19 protein-coding genes and 2 pseudogenes are annotated in these 18,834 nt (G+C 60.4%); 3 read left to right on the top strand and 18 right to left on the bottom strand.

The genetic code is table 11. The features are described from left to right. Window positions 1-29 precede the first annotated feature (29 nt). The 7 genes from D4754_RS22470 to D4754_RS22440 form a co-directional block, all read right to left on the bottom strand. Entirely contained in the window at window positions 30-650 is a 621-nt protein-coding gene (locus D4754_RS22470) for a DUF6927 domain-containing protein (protein ID WP_121068271.1), read from the bottom strand. After that, window positions 650-1,243 (bottom strand): regulator, encoded by a 594-nt coding sequence (locus tag D4754_RS22465; protein WP_121068269.1) that lies wholly within the window; start codon window positions 1,241-1,243, stop codon window positions 650-652. The genes D4754_RS22470 and D4754_RS22465 overlap by 1 nt, the downstream gene beginning before the upstream one ends. A gap of 72 nt (window positions 1,244-1,315) precedes the next feature. Beyond that, on the bottom strand, window positions 1,316-3,298 hold the full coding sequence (locus D4754_RS22460; RefSeq protein WP_121068267.1) for a ParB/RepB/Spo0J family partition protein: 1,983 nt from the start codon (window positions 3,296-3,298) through the stop codon (window positions 1,316-1,318). A gap of 156 nt (window positions 3,299-3,454) precedes the next feature. Then, window positions 3,455-3,844 carry a DUF3768 domain-containing protein gene (locus D4754_RS22455; RefSeq protein ID WP_121068265.1) on the bottom strand — a complete coding sequence of 130 codons (390 nt, stop codon included), beginning with the start codon at window positions 3,842-3,844 and terminating at the stop codon, window positions 3,455-3,457. An 87-nt stretch (window positions 3,845-3,931) separates the two neighbouring features. Continuing rightward, the gene (locus tag D4754_RS22450; protein ID WP_121068264.1) at window positions 3,932-4,141 is read right to left on the bottom strand and encodes a DUF6330 family protein; all 210 of its coding nucleotides are present in this window, start codon (window positions 4,139-4,141) and stop codon (window positions 3,932-3,934) included. Between the two features lie 20 nt (window positions 4,142-4,161). After that, complete coding sequence (locus D4754_RS22445) at window positions 4,162-5,100, bottom strand: ArdC family protein (protein ID WP_121068261.1); 939 nt, start codon at window positions 5,098-5,100, stop codon at window positions 4,162-4,164. Window positions 5,101-5,140: 40 nt separating this feature from the next. Beyond that, complete coding sequence (locus D4754_RS22440; RefSeq protein WP_121068258.1) at window positions 5,141-5,626, bottom strand: hypothetical protein; 486 nt, start codon at window positions 5,624-5,626, stop codon at window positions 5,141-5,143. Window positions 5,627-5,963: 337 nt separating this feature from the next. Here D4754_RS22440 and D4754_RS22435 point away from each other — a divergent pair, with 337 nt between their 5' ends. Next, window positions 5,964-6,257: a hypothetical protein gene (locus tag D4754_RS22435; protein WP_099828099.1), complete on the top strand. Its 294-nt coding sequence runs from the start codon at window positions 5,964-5,966 to the stop codon at window positions 6,255-6,257. A 28-nt stretch (window positions 6,258-6,285) separates the two neighbouring features. Here the strand turns inward: D4754_RS22435 and D4754_RS22430 are convergent, their stop codons facing one another. The 8 genes and pseudogenes from D4754_RS22430 to D4754_RS22395 form a co-directional block, all read right to left on the bottom strand. Continuing rightward, complete coding sequence (locus tag D4754_RS22430; RefSeq protein WP_240453984.1) at window positions 6,286-6,702, bottom strand: hypothetical protein; 417 nt, start codon at window positions 6,700-6,702, stop codon at window positions 6,286-6,288. Continuing rightward, entirely contained in the window at window positions 6,695-6,964 is a 270-nt protein-coding gene (locus tag D4754_RS22425; protein WP_121068256.1) for a type II toxin-antitoxin system prevent-host-death family antitoxin, read from the bottom strand. Before D4754_RS22425 ends, D4754_RS22430 begins: the two co-directional genes overlap by 8 nt. A gap of 149 nt (window positions 6,965-7,113) precedes the next feature. Then, window positions 7,114-7,968, bottom strand: a pseudogene (locus tag D4754_RS22420) (ParB/Srx family N-terminal domain-containing protein); the annotation flags it as partial. A gap of 113 nt (window positions 7,969-8,081) precedes the next feature. After that, the gene (locus D4754_RS22415; protein ID WP_121068254.1) at window positions 8,082-9,215 is read right to left on the bottom strand and encodes a helix-turn-helix domain-containing protein; all 1,134 of its coding nucleotides are present in this window, start codon (window positions 9,213-9,215) and stop codon (window positions 8,082-8,084) included. A gap of 203 nt (window positions 9,216-9,418) precedes the next feature. Then, entirely contained in the window at window positions 9,419-10,342 is a 924-nt protein-coding gene (locus tag D4754_RS22410; protein ID WP_121068252.1) for a ParB/RepB/Spo0J family partition protein, read from the bottom strand. Then, the gene (repA, locus tag D4754_RS22405; protein ID WP_157801980.1) at window positions 10,332-11,477 is read right to left on the bottom strand and encodes a plasmid partitioning protein RepA; all 1,146 of its coding nucleotides are present in this window, start codon (window positions 11,475-11,477) and stop codon (window positions 10,332-10,334) included. Before repA ends, D4754_RS22410 begins: the two co-directional genes overlap by 11 nt. A 293-nt stretch (window positions 11,478-11,770) precedes the next feature. Further along, a pseudogene (locus D4754_RS22400) lies at window positions 11,771-12,373 on the bottom strand (recombinase family protein); the annotation flags it as partial. Window positions 12,374-12,461: 88 nt separating this feature from the next. Then, window positions 12,462-13,601 carry a tyrosine-type recombinase/integrase gene (locus tag D4754_RS22395; RefSeq protein ID WP_230802312.1) on the bottom strand — a complete coding sequence of 380 codons (1,140 nt, stop codon included), beginning with the start codon at window positions 13,599-13,601 and terminating at the stop codon, window positions 12,462-12,464. Between the two features lie 126 nt (window positions 13,602-13,727). Here D4754_RS22395 and D4754_RS22390 point away from each other — a divergent pair, with 126 nt between their 5' ends. Both D4754_RS22390 and scpB read left to right on the top strand, forming a co-directional pair. Further along, window positions 13,728-14,618, top strand: coding sequence for a DUF1403 family protein (locus D4754_RS22390; protein WP_121068250.1), 891 nt, complete (start codon window positions 13,728-13,730; stop codon window positions 14,616-14,618). A gap of 2 nt (window positions 14,619-14,620) precedes the next feature. Continuing rightward, window positions 14,621-15,220 (top strand): SMC-Scp complex subunit ScpB, encoded by a 600-nt coding sequence (gene scpB, locus D4754_RS22385; protein WP_054540543.1) that lies wholly within the window; start codon window positions 14,621-14,623, stop codon window positions 15,218-15,220. On the opposite strand, the gene D4754_RS22380 is transcribed toward scpB, so the two are convergent. The 3 genes from D4754_RS22380 to D4754_RS22370 are packed head-to-tail and all read right to left on the bottom strand — an operon-like array spanning window position 15,204 to window position 18,752. Continuing rightward, window positions 15,204-16,238 carry a TniQ family protein gene (locus D4754_RS22380; protein WP_082386774.1) on the bottom strand — a complete coding sequence of 345 codons (1,035 nt, stop codon included), beginning with the start codon at window positions 16,236-16,238 and terminating at the stop codon, window positions 15,204-15,206. The two genes, scpB and D4754_RS22380, sit on opposite strands and share 17 nt — an antisense overlap. Continuing rightward, window positions 16,235-17,116, bottom strand: a complete 882-nt coding sequence (locus tag D4754_RS22375; protein WP_054540544.1) for a TniB family NTP-binding protein — start codon at window positions 17,114-17,116, stop codon at window positions 16,235-16,237. The genes D4754_RS22380 and D4754_RS22375 overlap by 4 nt, the downstream gene beginning before the upstream one ends. A 1-nt stretch (window position 17,117) precedes the next feature. Then, entirely contained in the window at window positions 17,118-18,752 is a 1,635-nt protein-coding gene (locus tag D4754_RS22370; protein ID WP_121068248.1) for a Mu transposase C-terminal domain-containing protein, read from the bottom strand. Window positions 18,753-18,834 lie beyond the last annotated feature (82 nt).

Genomic DNA, 18,834 nt, shown 5'->3' with positions numbered 1-18,834 from the left:
TGCGGCCAGCGCGCTCTGACACGCGTTAGCTATATGATGAGCACACGCGCCAGAGCGCCACCGCTATCCCGAACCTTGGCCCCTTTTTGCGCCGGTAAATGGCCCATTTTGTCGCCGAGATTGACAAGGCGGCGCTTTTGCCGCCCGCGCCTGTAGTGGGTCGCGGTGACAATCTGGCAGGTACTGCCATCGGTGAGCGTCACAGGGGTGGCGAGCTTGATCTTGTCGCCTTCCTCGTAGTCCGGGATCGCAGCCCAGTCCTGGCAGCGCTGGCGCCAGGCATGAGCATAGCTGTCTGGGTCTTTCAGCTCGGACAGCAGGGCCAATAGGCTCAGTGGCGCGCGGGATTCGACCGGTCCCGCGCTTTCCTCCATGTCCTTGTAGCCCCAGCAGCCGTCATCATATCGGGTAAGGAATACGGCGGCGAAAGTGATGGAGCCATCCGCATCGGTGACATAGGTCGTGTCTTCGACAGGGGTGCCGTCGATATTTGTGACCTTTGCCGCCGCGTACCAAGTCGAACCCACCTTGCAGGCTTTGACCAGTTCCGTCTTGCGCCTTTCGCCCTCGAAGGTGCACAGCCGAGCAATCTCCGCTTTCTCATCCGCGTAGGTCTGGACGCGGCCGTCGGTGTAGAAGAGCCAACCCATCACGCCGCCCTCCGGTCATCGATTTCCATCAGCGCATCGAGCGGCACGCGGTAGGGCTGCATGGCGTCAAAATCCTCGCAATTGCCACAGTTCTGCACGATCGCAAAGGTGTCGCAGGCATCCTTGAGGATGACCCTGAAGGTGCCACCGAGGCCCGAGGGCACTTCGTAGGTCCCGCCGATGAGATAGTCCGAGGCCCGGCGCACGAAGACGCGGATGCTGTGGCCATCGGTGGCGAGCCGGATGGCCCCTCGCCCCCGGTCGATGAGCACCTGCACGTCATCCAGGATGTCGGTGTAAAACTGGCCGGTCAGATCGCGAAACGCCATGCGGCGCTGCGCCATCCAGTCGGTATCCCGAAACGGGTTCATGCCATTGGCGAAAGCAAAGGACGGATCGGCCTGCTCGGTGGTGACGATACGGGTGGTCGTGCCATCGATGCCGTTTGAGCGCAGATGCACGCCATTGCCGACGATGAGGATCAGGGCGGGCCTGTCCACGGGCCCGTTCCAGTTGGGCAGGAAGGTTTTGCAGGCGCGTGCATGGGCGATCTGCGCCGCAACAGCGGAGGCAGAGAACTTGAGAATAGCCATGGGGATGTCTTTCTGTTCGGTTTGGAAGGGTCGACCCGCGCGGGGAATGCCTCGCGCGGGCCGCGTGATGGCTCAGGCCGCTTGCGCGACCTCGCTGTCAGGCTCGGGGGTTTCCGCAGTGGGCTCCGCCTCATCACAGGCGACACCGGCGGTCTGCATCATCGGCGGGCACCAGGCGGCCACGGCAGCGCGCTGCGCGTCCGTCAGTGTGGCGAAGGGTTCAGCGAAGAGCTTGTCGCAGAAGGCGACGATCTCCTTCTTGCTCGCTGAGGCGAGCGTCACCGCCTCCTGGGCGAGACCTAGATCCTCGCCGAGGATCTTCAGGAGCCAGGCCTTCTTGAAGCGGTTGAAGAGCGCCGCATTCGGTGTCCAGTGGGCGCGAATGTCGGGCATGATCTCGATCTCGAACGCCTGCATCAGGCTGTCGCGCGATCGGTCCCGCGCGAAGCAGGACTGCGTGGTGCTGGCGGTGGCATAGGCGACGAGCTTGGCCTTCTCGCCGGCCTTCAGCGCGCGAAACGCCGCGAACTGATCGGCGGGCGCGCGGGTGTCATCGAGCCAGGAGAGGTCAAGTACATCATGCGCCGCCGCTACCTGCTCGAGCGAGGTCTCGTCGATCTCGTCCATCTTGGCATGGCTGCGGTATTCCTTGCGGGCCTCGACCTTGATCGCCTGCGTAACACTCATGCCGCTGGCCAGAACATCACTGACCAGCTTGAAGAGCGTCAGATCGAGCGTGGCTTCCGGATGCAGCGCCATCGCGGCCCCAAGCGCCATGGCTCGCTCGGTCTTAAGGTCCTCAGCCAGTGAGGCTGGATAGGTGATTTCGCCGGCGTCTGGGGCCTCCTCCCCCGTCGGGCTAGCCGAGGAGCCGCGCGCGCCCTCCTCCTTAACGGTGTCTTCCGGGCGGACGAGGCCAACATGGAGGGTCACCTGCTCGCCCGACCAGGACGCGATTACCCCAGACCGCGCGAGGTCCTCGGCGCTGTAGGCCTCCTGCAGGTCGCGGGCTTCCTCTTCCAAGGCGTCCACGCGCTCGTAAAGCGCGTTGTAGGCACCGTCCTCGAGCCCCTCATCCTCCATCTCGAGCTGCAGTTTCTCGAGTTCGGCGGTGATCTCATCGATGCGCTTCCGGGCAGCCTCATCGGGCTCGATCGGGCCGGGATAGACGCGGCCGTAGTCGGCCATGGTCGCGTAATCATAGCGGACCATTGCATCGGCCCAGGCAAAGCCCAGCCTCATACGGGCCTCTTCGGCAGCGACACCGAGCTTCTCGAGCAGGATGGTTTCCACCAGCGCCGCATCCTCCAGCACGGAATGCTCTTCCAGAAGGTCAGCCGCAACGGCGCCGCCCCGCGCCTCGTAGTCTTCGCGTACGAAAGCCCCGATATCGTCGCTGACCTGCACCCCGCGGGATTTGAGGGCCTGACGGACCGTATAGGCCTGCAGATAGCCGCCGTCTTTCGTGAGCGCCTCGAAGACCTCGCGCTGTGCCTCCTGGCTTGGATGCTCGGCAAAGGCCTTCATCGTGTCGAGCGTAATCACCTTGGCCCGGGCCGCGGCGCGGATGTCGGGGTGGATAAGGCCATAGCGCAACCGGCCTTTCACGGCCGCCACCGTGGTGCCAAAGGTCTTTGCGATGGTCTCGGGCGTCTGGCCGTCGACCTCCATCATTCGGGCGAAGGCCTCGAACTCGTCGATGGCATTCATCGGTGCCTGGGTGATGTTCTCGGCGAGCGACAGCGCCGTGGTGACGTCGCACTCCTCCGGCACAAGACGGCAGTCCACCTTGGTTTTCGCCGTGAACCCTTTGGTGGCCTTGTCGGGGATCAGCTCCTTCAGCGCGGCATGGCGCCGGCCACCGGCGAGGACAGCATATTTGCCGTCGAGCTTCTGGACCAAGAGCGGCTGGAGCAGGCCCAGCACAGCGATGCTGGCCTTCAGATGCGCGATGTTCTCGGGGTCATAGGTTTCCGGCGCGTTGCTGCGCACGTTGGCTGGATGCGGGACCAGATCGCCGATGGCGACGGTGAGAGGGGCAAAGCTTGTGGTCATGGGATATCCTTCCAGGTGGGTGAGGTGTGGCCCGCGCCTTCACGCGCGTAACCAATCCCCGGCTTCAGGGATCACCACGACAAAAGGCCCGCTTTCCCTTTTGAGGGGCAGCGGGCCTTCATCGTCTCAGATGTCAGGGGGGAGGAGTCCCCTCCCCTACCAGTCGCGCGCCAGCATGATGGTCAGCACGCGCATGGTGGTGGCGGGATTGTCCGGGGTCTCAGCCCCGAAGCGGAAATCCGAACCCGCCTCATAGAGATCGATCTTCCAGAACACGGTCTCGCCCCGGATCTCGACCGCCCCGAAATCGTGCCATCCCTCGGGATCATTCTCAGGCTCGAATGTGGCAAACTCACCGGTCGCCTTCACCGCCTCGGCCATGAAGCCGTCACCGGCCTCCATAAGCGCGCGGGTGACATGCATCCGGCCCTGGATGGGCTGCGCGGGCGACACCCCAAGGCATGCGAGCTTGCGAAACGCGTCGTTCTGCGTCGCGATCACACTCGGATCCGGACGGTCTGGCAGGGGTTGAACGGTCATGGACATGGGGATCTCCTTTGAGAAGTTTAAACACCCTTCTCAAAGCCCGCTTTTTCTTTTCCGCTTGGCGGATGAATCGAGGCCGAAGGCGCCCTACCCGAACAGCCCTTTGGGTTTGTAATTCGGGTTGGGGATGGTTTCGATCCAGCCGCCTTGTTCTTTGATGCTCTCGAGCGCTGCCGAGAACGGATAAGCGCCCTCGGACTGGCTCCACCAATAGGCACCGCCCTTGAAGGTGATGATTTTGCGGCGGCCGTCTTCGAAGCAGGCCACCCGCAGCGTCTTGGGTTCCTTGCGTGACATGGGCGTCTCCGTTCGTGTGGTCAGGCGGCCTCGGCGCTGCGCCCTGCCCTGCCCGTCTCCGATCTGACGATCAGATAGTCGCAGGCGCGCTGCGCGTCCGCGGCATGCCGGAAGATCGCACCCTTGTCCGACCGAAGAACGCGCAACCAGTTGTGCAGGTAGGCGGCATTCATCTCGAGCGTATGCGCCGTGAAACCGAGCGTCTGACCCAGGAACACCGAGGTCAATTCCGCGACGATCTCCTCGCGCGCATAGGACGTGTTGCCAAACTTCGAGTACCCAAAATCGCGGTTTAGTCGATGGGGGGCTTTCGTGGCATGGGCCAGCTCATGGGCCCAGACCCCGTAGAAATTGCGCGGGTCCTGAAACCGCGTGATGGATGGCATGTAGACCTTGTCCACGGGGGGCAAATAGTACGCCTCCGTACCCGTGAAGACAGTTGTGATGTCGATGGCATCGAAAAACGCCTGCATGTGCGGGATGGGCTCGGACTGCGGATGCTCGAGCGCGGGCTCCGGGTCAGGGTAGAAGCTGTCGGGCAAGCCCTCGATCTGGCAGGCATTGAACACGCGGTAGGATTTCTGGAAACGGAAGATACGGGCTTCCTCGGAGCGATCATCACCATCGCTGCGGTCGTCCTCATCGCCGGCGTCCCTCCGGCTTTGACCGTAGTAAACGACGACAGAGGACTTCTCGCCCTTGCGGACCTTTGCGTCCAAGGCATTGGCTTGCGGCAACGTCATCCAGAAGGGTGAGCTGTGGCCCGCCATCACGGTCCGCATCGTCAGCAGGAAGTTGTTCACTCCCTGGTAGGGTTCACCGCCCACGCGCAGGGGGCGTGAGCTGCCGCCTGTGGTCCAGGGCTTGCGCCACGGCAGGACGCCGCGCTCGATGATGCGGATGATTTCGTTCGTGATGACCTCGGAGGCATCGAATTTGGGCGTGCGGGATCGGGCCATGGCTGGCCTCCTTTCGAGTTTTGGTGAGAGTAAGTGGTGATTAGGCTGACTGATGGGACCGCGGATCGTTGAGAATCCTCGCGCCGAGCCCTTCGACCATGTCGATGTAGGTGGTCAGCGAGACGGACTTGCCAGGACCCCAAGGTTCAGGGTCGACCGACCCATCCTGCGCCACCCGCGGCAGGTTCGCGAAGGCGGTGACATCGGTGACGGGTCGGATATCGATGAACGGGGTTCCTCGTGCGACCGCGAGGGCGGCCAAGGGAAAGCGCTCGATCGGCGCGAAGGTCGACACGGTGGTCCAACCGAGATGGAGGAATGTCCCACCCTCCCCGCAGATCACATGCGCGTTTGGCAATAACGCCGCCTGCTTCAGATAGCCGAGATCACGCAGGACAGCCTCGCGCTCGAGCCGTTGTGCCAGCAATGACTGGCCGGATCGGCGTAGTTCCTTGTGTCGCCACCACGAGGCAGCGGTCGCGCGCAACACGCGCAATACACCTGTTTGCATCGGAATGCCCTTCATCAGGAACGGCAGACCGGAACCCGGCCCGGACCCATCTGAGGGACCCCAAAGGCCCTCAACCGTCAGTCACAAAACCCGAAGGACACTTTCACTCTTTAGGGATCTGATGCCGGAGATTGTTAAATGCAAAGCTCATGAGAACGTAGGATCCTCCACTTTCCGGCATCAGACCCCAATGAGGAACAGGATCAGGCCCGGACACCCTCTTTCGGGCATCCTCAGGCCTGACCTCCCCCGGCCCTCCTCTTCCTCTCAAACCCCATGATTTCCGCAGGCGGCTTGTATTTGTTCCCGTTATGTTCTATACTGAAAGCCCAGCTAAGAAGGGAGTTCCCTGATGGAAAGCACCACTTACGCCCTGCCCGCGACGCCAAAGCAGATTGCCTATGCGCGGTCGCTGGCCCTGCGCAACCAGACGCTTCTGCCGTGGGAGGTTCAGCAAGATCGGCGGTCCCTGAGCGCCTGGATCGACGCACAAGCCAAACTGAACCCAGGCGCGCAGGACAGCCGCCCGACATCAAAGCAGGTCGCCTTTGCCGAGCGCCTCGCCCGCATCAAGCGCCGCGCCGTGCCGGACGAATGCTTCCGCGACAAGGAGCTGATGTCGAAGTGGATCGATGGGAACAAGTGAAGCTGGGCAGACCCTGCAGTGATCGAGATTACTTCAGCCGATCGACAACGGATGCCCCGCCCGACCTGGCAAGCGCGATCAGGCTGGACTGGATTTTGGATGTGAAGACTGAACTGAACGTGCCGATGGGCGTGCGGTCCTCCCAGACATAGGACCGCTCCAGAATATCGGTGTTGATCTCGTCCAGCATGACCCATTTGCGAACATGGGTTTCCAACCCCACGCGCTGCGACTCGATCTGTGGCACCTCGATGAACTTGCGCGATGGCAAGGGCGGCTGCGTGGTGATCGGCAGGATGAACACCACGGTCTCGCTATCGGACTTGGCGACAGTGACGGCGATACAGACAGGCCGCGTCTTGCGGCCCTCGGTCTCGCCCGCCATCTGTTCGCGTTTCCACAGGAACGGATAGCGGAAAACCTCTCCAGCGGCAGGCTTAGTCATCCGCCCGCGTCAAGTCCCGCTCGAGCCCTTCAATCATCAGCGCCTTGAGATCCTCGGGCATCTCGTCAACCATATGAGCCTGCTGCGTAGCCCCCCGGGTAAGTTGCTGATACTGATCCATGCTCATCAGCACGAATTTAGGCTTGCGGTGCTTGGTGATCGCAATCGGCGACCGAATGGCCGCGTCGAACAGGTCACTGGTGTGCCGCGTCAGGTTGGCCGCCTTGAACTCGGGAAGCTCTTGCATGATCTGGGTCTCCATTTATGCAGAATATACATACATTCTGGATATTCTGCAAGAGATGGGTTGTGCCCTCCCATATGTCATCCGAACCGCTGCACGGTCTCAGCGTAGATGTACACATTGGCGGTGATGCCGTTCTCGATGGACTCGTCCGAGGTCAGATGGTCGTAGCCGCGATAGACTGCCAGCGCGCCGTAGCGATCGAGCGTGACGAACGCCCCTGCCCGCCTGATGTCTGTCGGATTGAAGACTAACGGCAGGGCCTCGATCTTTTCCATCTCCGCTTCCGACACGCGAAGCCGCTTATCAATCTCGGCGGGGGTCTCATCCTGCCCCGCGTGTTCTTCTTCCAGCGCCTGATACTCGGAGAGCCGTTTGGTATGAACCGCTTCTTCTTCATCCGTCATATGTGCCGGATCGCAGGACAAGGACCGCAAGCTGTGGCTATAGCCGTAGCCGTAGGGCAGGTCGACTGCGACCTCGATCCACTTCCAGCCCTCAACCGCAACCGTCTCAGCCTGGAGTTTTTCCGTCACCAGTCGATCGAGCAAGGCAGGGTCCTCGAGCGAACTGTCGCCATCGCCCTGGAAGAGGTCATGCAGCATCGGTCTGACCCTTGTCAGGCAGGGACATAAACGCGCGCAACTGGTAGAACGAGTGCAGAGTGACGCGCTGCATGTTTTCCGCAAGGGAACCGTCCTCGGCCAGAATCTCGAACCCCGCACGATGCAGGGAATGGGCGTGGTCTTCGCCAACCGCTTCTGCTTCACCAGCAAGGACAATGCTAGGAACCGGCGGCCCCCGGTTGGGATCTCGAACTTGCCGGTTTCGGTACCATCGTCAGCCAACACGGGCCGCACGCTCAGGCTCTGCATGAGGCCGCGGCGAGCGATGTCTTCGGCCAGGTCCTCGACGGACACGCCGGCCTTGATGCGCTGCACGTTGGACTGCATTAACATCGGTTTGTCGAAAGGGATATCCCGGGACGGAAGCAGGGTGATTTTCTGGACAGCTTCCGTCATCAGATACTCTCCACGGCGGGCGTGGGAAGCCACTCTTCCGATCTCATTTCCGGTCACCCTCAAACCAACACTCTTTTCCCTCTCTCGGTGGTTCTTGACCGCGGTCAAGAAGTTCATGTGGGAGCAAGTTGGGTGCGTAGAACCCTTTCAAAATAGGCGTCAGGGTGTTTGATCGTGTCTGCTCTTGCTATCAGGTAGTCGAAGATGAGAAGCAGCTTTCCAGCGCCAGCTTTCTGGATGCCACGCCGCAGTTCGTCTTGGCTTATTCTAAGCAATCGACCGAGGTCGTATAGAATGCCGGTGAGGGCTTCTCCTGTGCGCGGTGGTTCTGGGAAAAATCCCGAAACGTAGGTGAAGTCTTCCCATGCCATGCGTGCTGGATCTCGGTTCATCGTGGGTTTGGTTTGTGCGTTTTGTTCACCGTGATTGTCCGTAGCGGGAACAACCTTTTTAATATCTTTTTTTATAGACTCTATGTGCCGGACATTTTGTCCGTTTGTGGCGGGCAGATCGTTGGAATCTGGTGAATGAGGTCGGTGTTCGATAGTTTGTAAATTATCTGCGGTACCAGCTTTTTCTGCGGCATGGTGTTCACCGTAGCTTGCGTCGGTATCGGCTCCGAGGGCTCTAAGTTCCGAGATAACGCTCAGGACTGCATCAACGGTTAATGTTGCTCGACGCAGGACATTTCTGATCATGTTGAGGGTAGAGAGCTTTGTTTCATCGAAGCGTGTCTGGTGGAGTAGCGAGGCACGTAGGGCCAACGCCTCAGCCTTCAGTGAGCGCAAGCGCTCGCGTTCTTCGGTGAGCTGCAAGGCTTGTGTCGCGAGCGAGCCGTACCTCTGGATCAAGGGCTTCAGGTCGATACCGAAGGCATCTCTGATAACGCCTCCATACCGCAGCGGAAAGCGTTTGCCATTTGCTGAATTCTTGCGTTCGATCAGTTCAGCAGCTGAGAGGCGTCCCAGGCTGCGTCGAAGTGTTCTCTCATCGAGTCCATTGGTGCGCTCTGACAGAGAAGCGTTCGATGGGAACACGACAGTGAGCGTAAGTCGCTGGCTGTCCTGAATCTCACGTTCTTTGCGGGGTAGGAAGCTAATGAGCGCGGTCAGAACGGCGAGGTCATTGGTTGTGAGACCGAGCTCCTTCCTCAGTACGCGAACTGGGCCCAGAAGCTCATAGGGGTTAGGGCAGGGCAGAGATGTCCGTTCCGCCAGGGCGGTTGTTGTTTCAGTTGCATGTCTCATGGTGTTTCGGAAGAAAAAGCTTCCCCGTTCACCGCGAGCGGTGTTGAAATCGATTCGTTTTGGGGGTATCAATCAGGTGTCGAGACTGATTGAGGCCCTTCGGAAGCATCGCTTTCGGGGGGTCTTTCTTTTTCTAGCCGGTCCTCCTTTCGTTTTCTGCTCGTTGCTTTTGATGTCTTGACCGCGGTCAAGACACGGGATCGTCACTCTGGCCCGTCTTGACCGCGGTCAAGAAGCTCCGTGACCAGCTTCCGGACTGCCTCCTCAACACGAGGGATAAGATCAGCGTCCACATCGATGGTGATGCGGTTGCCCTTTCGGCCGATCTTCACGCGCTCACTGGGGTATGTCTTCTGCGTCGATGGTTTGGTGGCTGTCAGCAAGGTGACCGCCGCTTCGAGACGGTCGGGGCCCGGTATGTTGCGAGGGATTTCGCTGGCAACTTCTCGGGCTCTCGCAACGTCTTTCTCACACAGCCTGAAAAGCTTTTCCCAAACCCGTCGACCAACGCCGTGTGCAGGTCCGATAGCCTGGATCAGTTCGATCGGGATGCCCGTAGCGATACGGTTCATCCGCGAGACGAGCGATTCATCGATCTGAAGTGCCCGATACGCGATCGTTTGAGCGTTCTTGCGCGTTTCGTCGGTTTTCCCAAGTTCTCGAATGATCCCGGCGACAAACAGAGCCCTTTCGATGAACGATGGATCTTGGCGCGCATTATTCTCTACGCCTTGGGCAATGAGAGCTTCCTCGTCGGTCATCTCCATGACCGTGGCGCGCACTTTCTGACCAAGTTGGCGACAAGCGAGAAGCCGACGGCGTCCATAGACGATTTCAAGCGCACCGTCCTCGGTTCGGCGAACCAGCACTGGAACCTTTTGACCGTGCTCGCGGATCGACGAGACAAGCTCATCCAGACCATCGCTTGGATCGATGCGGTCCATGACCGCGGACATCCGTATGGCGGTCGGGTCGATCAGCCGCGTGGCGTGTTTATCCTCTTCGAGCACAGATGCTTGAGCGCGAGCTACAGTCGGGCTCGTCCGTTTCACATCCAGATCGTCGTCCGAAGGCGGCGTTTTGCTCATCGCGTTCTTGAGTGAGTCCCCGAAGACCTTACGCGCCATGGCTACGCCCCCATGCTTTCAGGATTTCGCGTTCGACTTCGTCGGTCACGCGCGAGACGGACTCGATCGCGCGCTCGTAAGTTCTGCGGTTTACGTCGCGAGGTTCGACCTCGAAGATGCTCTGCTGGGTGTTCGCAGCATCACCCACGGCTGTTGATTTCAGGAACTCGGCAGACAGCACGGCATCCCCGAGGACTGTCCGAAGCAGAGACGAAATCTGCACCTGCGGACCATCCGTATTTTCGTAGCGGGTGATCAGAACTCGCACGAAGTTCAGTCCATGTTCCGGGGCGTGTGCCTCGACGACGCCCATCAGGTTGCTCGCCATGCCCAGAAAGCTCGCCAGCGACATGACATCGAGCATCGACGCGTTGAGCGGGATCAGGACCCCGGTCGATGCAAATAGGGCAGAGATCACCGAGAAGTTCAGCTGCGGTGGGGTGTCAAATATCACCACATCATATCGGTTGAGGACGGGCTCAAGCGCCTCCCGGATGCGGCTATGGAACGTGGTGGCGCCGTGTCTGAAGCTCAGGGCGACCTCGAACTCGTACTCCATGATGTCCATGGATGCCGGGATCAGATCCACGGTCGGGAAGTTTGTTTTGCGAATGATCTCTGTTGCGGGCAGTGGATCGTCGGATCGGATAAGATCGTATGACGTCGGCATATCCGGATCCAGCTCGGGAGTAACCCCGAATAGGTTTGTCAGACTTGCCTGGCTGTCGAGGTCGATCAGTAACACCCGGTAGCCGCGCAGACCCAGTAGTTGCCCTACATGGGCAACAGATGACGTCTTGGCGGAGCCACCCTTCAGGTTGAAGATCGTCAAGACCTGACAAGCCTCTCCCGGTCTTCTGTGCGGGTGTTCTTCTGGCTTGATCCTTCCAGTCTCGAGAAGTACGCGTTGTGCCTCGACCATCTCCTCTGCAGAGAAGCTACGGCGGTTGCCGCCCTCCAGGACACCTTCGGGAAAGCCTTCGAGGTTTGACACATGATGGCGAAAGGTATTCTGATTAATGCGAAGCAGTTCAGCCGCTTCCCGCATGGCGAAGCGTCGGAGGCCCTTCTGAGCGTCCGGTGGGAAGGTTTCCTGCGCATGTTCACGCAACCGACTACCAAGCCGCTTGGACATGACTTCAAATCTCTGGGAGGCCCGTATCCCGTTCATCACTGCCCTCAAGTCTTTATTGTTTTGCAAAGCTTAACAGATATTGTGGATAAATCCAGACCAAACCGTTGAGCGGCCTGAGGGCGTTGAAGGCACCGATTTCTGTCGACGGTAAACTGTTAAAAATCAGCGTCTTGGGCGACTGCGCTCTCACTCTACTTCAACACCTCGTTGCCAGCTACGAAGTGACCACAAGATGTATTGTGAGTGCGTACAGAAATCAGTCGGCAGAATCGGATGGGCGATTCTCGGGAATCTCAATCAAGCAACCCCAGCCTCTCGGCCCGCTCCAGCAGCATCTTCACCGACGAAGGCTGCCAGCTTGTCCGCCCGCGGGGCGTGCGCTCGCGCATCGCTTCCAGCCGGGTGCAGATCGCCTGGAGCGTAATGCCGGGATCCGCGCCCTTGATGGCGGCGACAATGGCGGGCAGGCGGTCGTCGGTTTCGCGGCGGCCGGCGCGGGCCAAAACTGACTCGGGCAGGAAGCCGTCGCGGACATAGGCCTTCACGGCGCGTAGAAGGCGGCTTTGGTTCCAGCGACGCACCTCGGGCAGGGGGCCGTTGATGATGCGCAACACGTCTTCCCAGGCCAAGTCGGGGCGCAACCGGCGCACATGGGGCACCCAATCTTGTGCCGTTTCGTTCAGACGCTCAATGTAGCCGTCCTGTCGCGCCAGCCGCACCTTGCGAAGAGCGGCAGGGTCTTTGGCCCGCAGCCCTGGGTTCCCGCCCACACGGCCCTTTGTGCGCGCGCTGGCGAGGCCGGCCTTGGTGCGTTCCCGGATCAGGGCGCGCTCGAACTCGGCCGCAGCGCCCAGGACCTGCAGCGTGAACTTGCCTTGCGGGGATGTCGCGTTTAATTCCCGATTTCAATTGTAGCCGTAAGCTGAAACTGAGGCGCTGGAATTTCATCTTAGCGCTTCACCAACGCGTCAAGATTCCTGAGCTTCACAGCCCTGCGGCTTTGGTCAGGTTCACCCTGAACCTGTCGCGCCTGCGCTGGTAGCGCCGGGTCATCTCGGCCGACGCATGTCCGAGTTGCTTTTGAACATAGCGCTCATCAACCTCTGCCGACGAGGCGAGCCCGGCACGCAAGGAATGCCCCGAGAACATTGCCAACCGTTTGGCTTCCGGCAAATCGGATCTGATGCCACTCTTCATAACGGTTGCCTTGATCAGTCGCGCTATGTGCTTGTCGGAGAGGCGGGACTCGAGGGCACGCTTGCCGTCCCGCGAGGTGCGCACGAAGACCGGCCCAAAGTCGATCTTCGCAAAGTGTAGCCATTGCTCAAGCGCGTGGACGGGACAGGTCTGGTCGCTTGAGCCACGCCCGACCTCAACCTCGCGCCATCCGGTCTTGGCATTGAGGGTGAGCAGGGCGCCGCCGTCGAAGACTTCGACCCAACCGCCGGAGTCCGGTGTATCGTCCTTATGCACATCGAGGCAGACCACCTCTGAACGGCGCAGGCCACCTGCATAGCCCAAGAGCAAGATCGCCCGGTCTCGGAGCCCGCGGAGATCGTAGGGAAGGGTGGCCACCATGGCCTGGATGTCCTCAGGCAGGATTGCTTCTTTCTGAATCGGTGGGCGCGCATGCTTGCGCTTAATCCCGGCCAGGACGGTGGCGACATGGCGGTCCTTGCGATCAAGAGTGAACCCCCGCTGCCTGTAGTTCCAAGCGAGGCCGGAGAGGCGGCGCTCAATAGTGGAGACCGAGAGAGCAGGGGACGCCCCGGTCGCGGCGGCCAGGTCCGCCACATAGAGCCCGACCATCTCGGGCGAGGGGGGCAGGGGATCCGTCCCTTTCAACCGGCACCAACGGGTGAAGTGTTTCCAGTCGGCCGAGTAGGCCTTGTTGGTGTTCTCAGCTGTAGAGGCCTCGGCGTAGTCGCGCGCGGTGTCGATCAGCCGGTCGAGTGCGCCGGAGCCGGCCACATGGGCGGGCAGAGCGATTGAGGTTCCGTCCCGAGAGGTTCTCTCGTCGCGCTCGTCACTGTTCGGCGCGGTATGGGGTGCTGAGCTCGAAATCCCGGACTCAGATCCGCCCGAACCCTCGATTTTGGTGCTGTTATTTGTGAGATTACCCATGCTTCCCAGCATATCATTTTTATGTCCGATAAGGCAATGTTATTGGACAAAACTGGATACGGCAAAGCGGGGCGGTTAGCACAGTATGTGGTAGAACAAAGCGCCGCCATCGGATAGTGTTGTGGCATGGCATATGCTCGAGCGACCTTCATTGACGACCCTGATATCTTACCTCGGATGCCGCCCTGGGTCACTTCCGCACGCCCCGAAACCCATGAAGATGTGGCGTTTTTGTCGGGCGCGGCGCTCGCGCATCTGCATCTGGTGATCGGGCGCGATGACGTCCCCCAAGCCTTGTTGCGGGAAAGTTTGGCGCTGCGCGCGGCGGAGGCTTGTGTGGTACATTCGGGGCGGCCGGAAAGGGTGGCAGACTTGCGGGATGCGTTGGCGTTTCTGCAGCCGGGTGACAGCCCGGGGCCAGCGGGCGAGAGTTATCTTTCTTGGCGGCGCGCGGTGGAACGGCCGGTGGCGGCCAAGGCATTGAACCGGGCGCTGCCGACTTTGGAACCGGAACAGATCGCAACCTGGCTCGAAGTGGTGAAGGCGGCTCCGGTGACTCAAGCGGCCACCGTCCTGGAGGCCGTTCTTGGAGATCGACCCCGCGACTTCGCCGCCGCACTGCTTCTTGCGGATGCAACTTTGGCGCAGGCGCTCGGGTGGAGCCATGTCCTGCCGCTTCTGGCACTCGGCCTCAAGCGCGGTGATCTTCGAAAAACCGGCGAGGAGTTGCGGTTGACCTGTCATCAGGCAATTGGGACGGCAGCAGTTGAGACAACGCACCAGGCCATCGATCTGAAACGACGCGCTGCACGGCTCAAAGAGGCCGCACCGAAACTGCGAGCCAGGGGTTCTGACAAGGCAGTGGCCCATTTTCTGGCACGGGATGCCATTGCCCCTACCGCGCTTACCTCACTGCGGTCCGACCGGGCAGCGCGCCGCTTTTGCGACCGGCTGGTGGCGTTAGGGGTCGCCCGAGAGCTCACCGGGCGTGACACCTTCCGCCTTTACGGGATCTAGGCATGGTCAAAGATCACGCCGAAACCGACCTCGACCGGGAATTGGACGATCTGCCAACCGAATTGCGCTGGCGCGAATGGATGCGGCGGATTGAAGCCGTTCTCTTCGCCAGCGCATCGCCGGTGCCGCGCGAGGACCTCGCGCGCGTGGTGGGGCAGGGGGCTTCGGTCGATCTGTTGGTCGAAGACCTGGTCGCCGATCTCGAAGGACGATCCTTCGAAGTGGCGCAGGTGGCCGGCGGCTGGATGCTGCGGACGAGACCGGCCTATGCGGCGGTGATCAGGACGGCCGCAGATGTCGGCGATCAGGATCTCGATCTGCGCGAATACGATGTCGCTGTCCTGGCCGCCATCGCCTACCACCAGCCGATCACACGGGACGGCCTGAAAGACATCTTCGGCAAAGAGATCAGCCGAGATCTGATCGGAAGATTGCATGCGCGTGGATTGATCGTCACCGGGCCACGGTCGCCGCGGCGCGGGGCACCCTATACCTATGTGACGACGGAGCAGTTCCTGGTCGCGTTCGATCTGGAGTCGCTGCAGGACCTGCCCGATCGGGAGCAGATGGAGGATGCAGGGGTCATCAATTCGCAGGCATAGCCGTTGCCAATGATGTGCGGCGGTTTGAATGAAGGCGAACGATGACCTGTTGTAAGTCCGCCAAATCAGGATGTCTGGAGCGCGTCTTTGTTCCCGGTGTGATCTGTGACGTGATCTCTGCACTCAATAACGCCACCAAGTCGGAATGCTTGGGCGCAGCCCGTGCAATGCGGGTCCAGAGATCAATTGCAGGATGCACGGAACGTTTTTGGAGGTGCGTCATTCCATCGGCCAACTGGCGGAACAATACGTAGCGGACCCGGTGCGGCAAGCGCGAAATTGACGTCGGCTGGCCATTGAACGTGAAACAAGCCGCCCCAAGCATGGCGGGCAGGGATGTCTTTCCATGCCGTCCATGTCCCGCAACATGCATTCGAAGCAAATCGTCGATGAGCCGTTCGAGACGCTGCACATCATACTCGGCGGGCAGGGTGGGTTTTCGGAGATCAGCATCACACCAGACGCAGAATTGTTGCCGCAGAAGCCGGTTTTGTCGTGAAGGCGCAATGCCGCCGCCGCAGGCAGGGCATTGGTCGCGCAAGCTGCATCCATGCCGAAAGCAGGAAACGCGCGTCGCCAAAGTCCAGCCGCGCCGGAAGAACGGTGCGCGATCCTCTTTCAGGCATGCCGGGCAATATTGCAGCCGATTGACCCGGGCGGTCGATGCGCGGGCATCTCCTGATCCTGTGGTCTGCCGCATGCGCAACCGGGTCAGCGGGTCGCGGTTCAAAGCCAAGCCATCAATATCCTCGGTAGGCAACCGCGTTCGCTCGACCAGCAAATTGAGGATTCGCCCGGGAAGGTCACGGTCAAGCTTCGCAGACCAATCTCCACCTGCGACATCCAGAACCCGCCCAAAATATTGAGGTGGAATTCCATTGGCCATGGCCAGCCGATGCAGCCAGCTCGACAGCAGCTCTCCGGGTGCCGGTTCAACAACGACGGGCCAGCCTTGCCCCACCTCATTGCCGTAGTCGCGCGCAGGTGTGACTGTGATCTCGGACGCAGACTGGGTCACATCATTTCGCGGCGCAAAGGAGCATTTCGGCGTTTCGACAGGGGCGTGTAACCAAGCGAGGCGATGGTCGCTTCAGAAATGTGTTCCTCGCCGTTCCTTATCGCCGTGATAGCCGCGTTGCTCACGATATCGACGACCTCTCCGATCAAGCCCTCTGACAATTCATGGATGATCTCAGCCAGTGACGGTCGCGACAGGTCCGAGGCGCGGGCGAGAGGCATGCAGGTTTCAAGACTATCGAGGAGCGTCGCGAAATCCTCGTCATACGCCCATCTGGGAACAGGGATCGTATCGAACCGCGATCCCATCTCCTCGGTGTCGTGTACCGCGTCATAGACCGCAACCTCGCCGACCAGTACGGGCGAGATATCGTGGACACTTGCGATGCGGCGCAGGAACGAAAAGATAGATTTCACGTCCTGTCGGCGCCCTCGAAGGGCGCTGTGAAACTCATCGAAGATGAGCAGGCGGGGTTTCAAGCTGTCCAGCAAATGATCCACCTGCTCGCCCGCGCGCGACAGGCTTCGCCAACCAGAGGCCTGAGGCGCGCGCAACCCGGCAAGAATGCTGGCATAGAAGTGAGACAGTCCGGCACCTTCTCGGGTCTGGATCACCCAGATCCTTTGACGTTCTGACTGACGCAAATGTTCAATCGCGAAGCGTTCGGCGATCATCGTCTTGCCATTGTGATAAGGGCCCGTCAGCAAGAGCCCTCTGGGGCGCAAAGTTACTGGCCGATCGAGTAGCAGACGCATGGCGTTATGGGCGCGACTTGCAACAGGATGGCTGATCCAACGGGCCGTCCGGATATGGGCGATGCGGCACGCGTCACCGGCATCGAGAAGTGATGCGGCGGAGTCCAGGAGGTGATCCGTCATTTCACCAATCCTCAACCGGAAAGACGCGGCGCGGGCGCTCAGGGTCAGGTGTTTCGCGGATTGGTGTCGGGGAAGAAGTGAGGCTCTGGTAGGGTTTCGGCGCATGAGCCGCATGCCTGGCCCGTGCGACTTCCTTCAGCCTTTGCTTCTTCGATGCCGAGGCATCTACCGTCGCCGCGATTTCGCGGCGGATCGCGGTCTTCTCCTCGATCGGGCGTCGGCCGGTTTCGCGCGCTCGGCTTCTCTCGGCCCTGTGCTGCCAGACGGTGACCGCCTCAAGCAGTCCATCCCGCCGCTCCACAGGGCGCCAGGCTCCTGTATCGGGATCCTTGATGTAGATGTGACTAATGTCCCGAGGATCATAACGAACATCGAGAGCACCCAATCGATCACGGCGGGCGACCAACGGGCCCAACCATGGATCGAAATAGTCGTTGGCAAACAGGCTGACACCTTGAGGTGAAATCCTGCGTGTCTTGTTCGGGAGAAAGCTGAGCAGAACGTCGAAAGGGTTGTCTTCCGGGCCGTCCGGCTGACGGCATTTTCGTTCCCATTCATTGGTCGGGACTGTCAGCTTGCGTTCATTCTGGCTAAGATTGTGATCGATAATCGCCAGCGCGATACAGCGTTCGAGGTCTGCAAAGTTGAGCCTCGCACGGTCTTCGGACAGATACTCACCCCGATCCGCGATGGAACGCCCGGTCTTGCCAGGCAGGGAGCGCAGCACCGTATTCACCTTGCCTAGAAGTCGTTCGACAACCCCGCCACGATGGACGGTCCCCTTGTTCCGGCTTTGAATTGCAATCCCGTACTCGGCACAACCCAGGATGAAACTGGTGCTTCTGAATTCCATGGCGGAATCCACGACGACCATCTTCGGGCGGCCAAACATCGGCCAGGAATGATTGATGTCGCGCGCTGCCAGCCAGTCCTCCTTGCGGCACATCGCCTGCGCCAGACAGAGGGCGACCGACAAGCGTGAGGGCTGCTCAAGGGTCAGGCAGAAGCCGATAATCGCGCTTGTTGCAACATCAGCTGCGATGGTGAGATAGGGGCGTCCAACATAGATGCCCTGACCATCGATGACTTCCACAAACTGGATGTCGGCGGGGGTATGGTCTATCTGGACGACATCGAGTGCGTGGTTGGCCCGGATATAACCTGGGCGGGGTTTCAGGCGCCGTAGGTTTTTTCCTCCTGAATGTCGCCGTCGTGCAATCTCCTCGGGCGTGAACAGTCGTGGGATACGCTTGGAAACGGTGACATAGGCAGGCGGATCAAGACCCTCGCTGTCACAACGGGTGCGGATTTCATCGACAATCGGCGCAAGGTCCGGTTGCTCGGGCTGAAGCCACATCTCCCGAAGGGTTGCCGAAATGATTTCCTCAACAGCCGGGCTGATCCTCGCGCGCCTAGCTCCACCTGTCTTTGGCAACAGCGAAGACACCCGATGTTCGGTACGATATCGGCGCAGGTGGTTGTAGACTTGGCGCGTCGAGAGACGCAATTCGGATGCGGCCCGAGAAACTGCGGTGCGCATAGGCTCTTGCCCGTCCAAAATGCGATCCAGCTCTCGCGCGATACGCGTTGCCTTGGCCCAAGCCTCGTCAGACGCTTCGTTTTCGCGCAGCGTCATGAACCCGCCGCTCCACGGTTTCTAAACCCCATCTTCTGCCCCATGTTCTCGCTTGTTGAAACGCGAGCTAAAAATTGAAATC

The organism is Chachezhania antarctica (assembly GCF_003646465.1).
GTDB classification, from domain to species: Bacteria; Pseudomonadota; Alphaproteobacteria; order Rhodobacterales; family Rhodobacteraceae; genus Chachezhania; species Chachezhania antarctica.
This window is presented reverse-complemented; position numbering and strand designations above follow the sequence as displayed.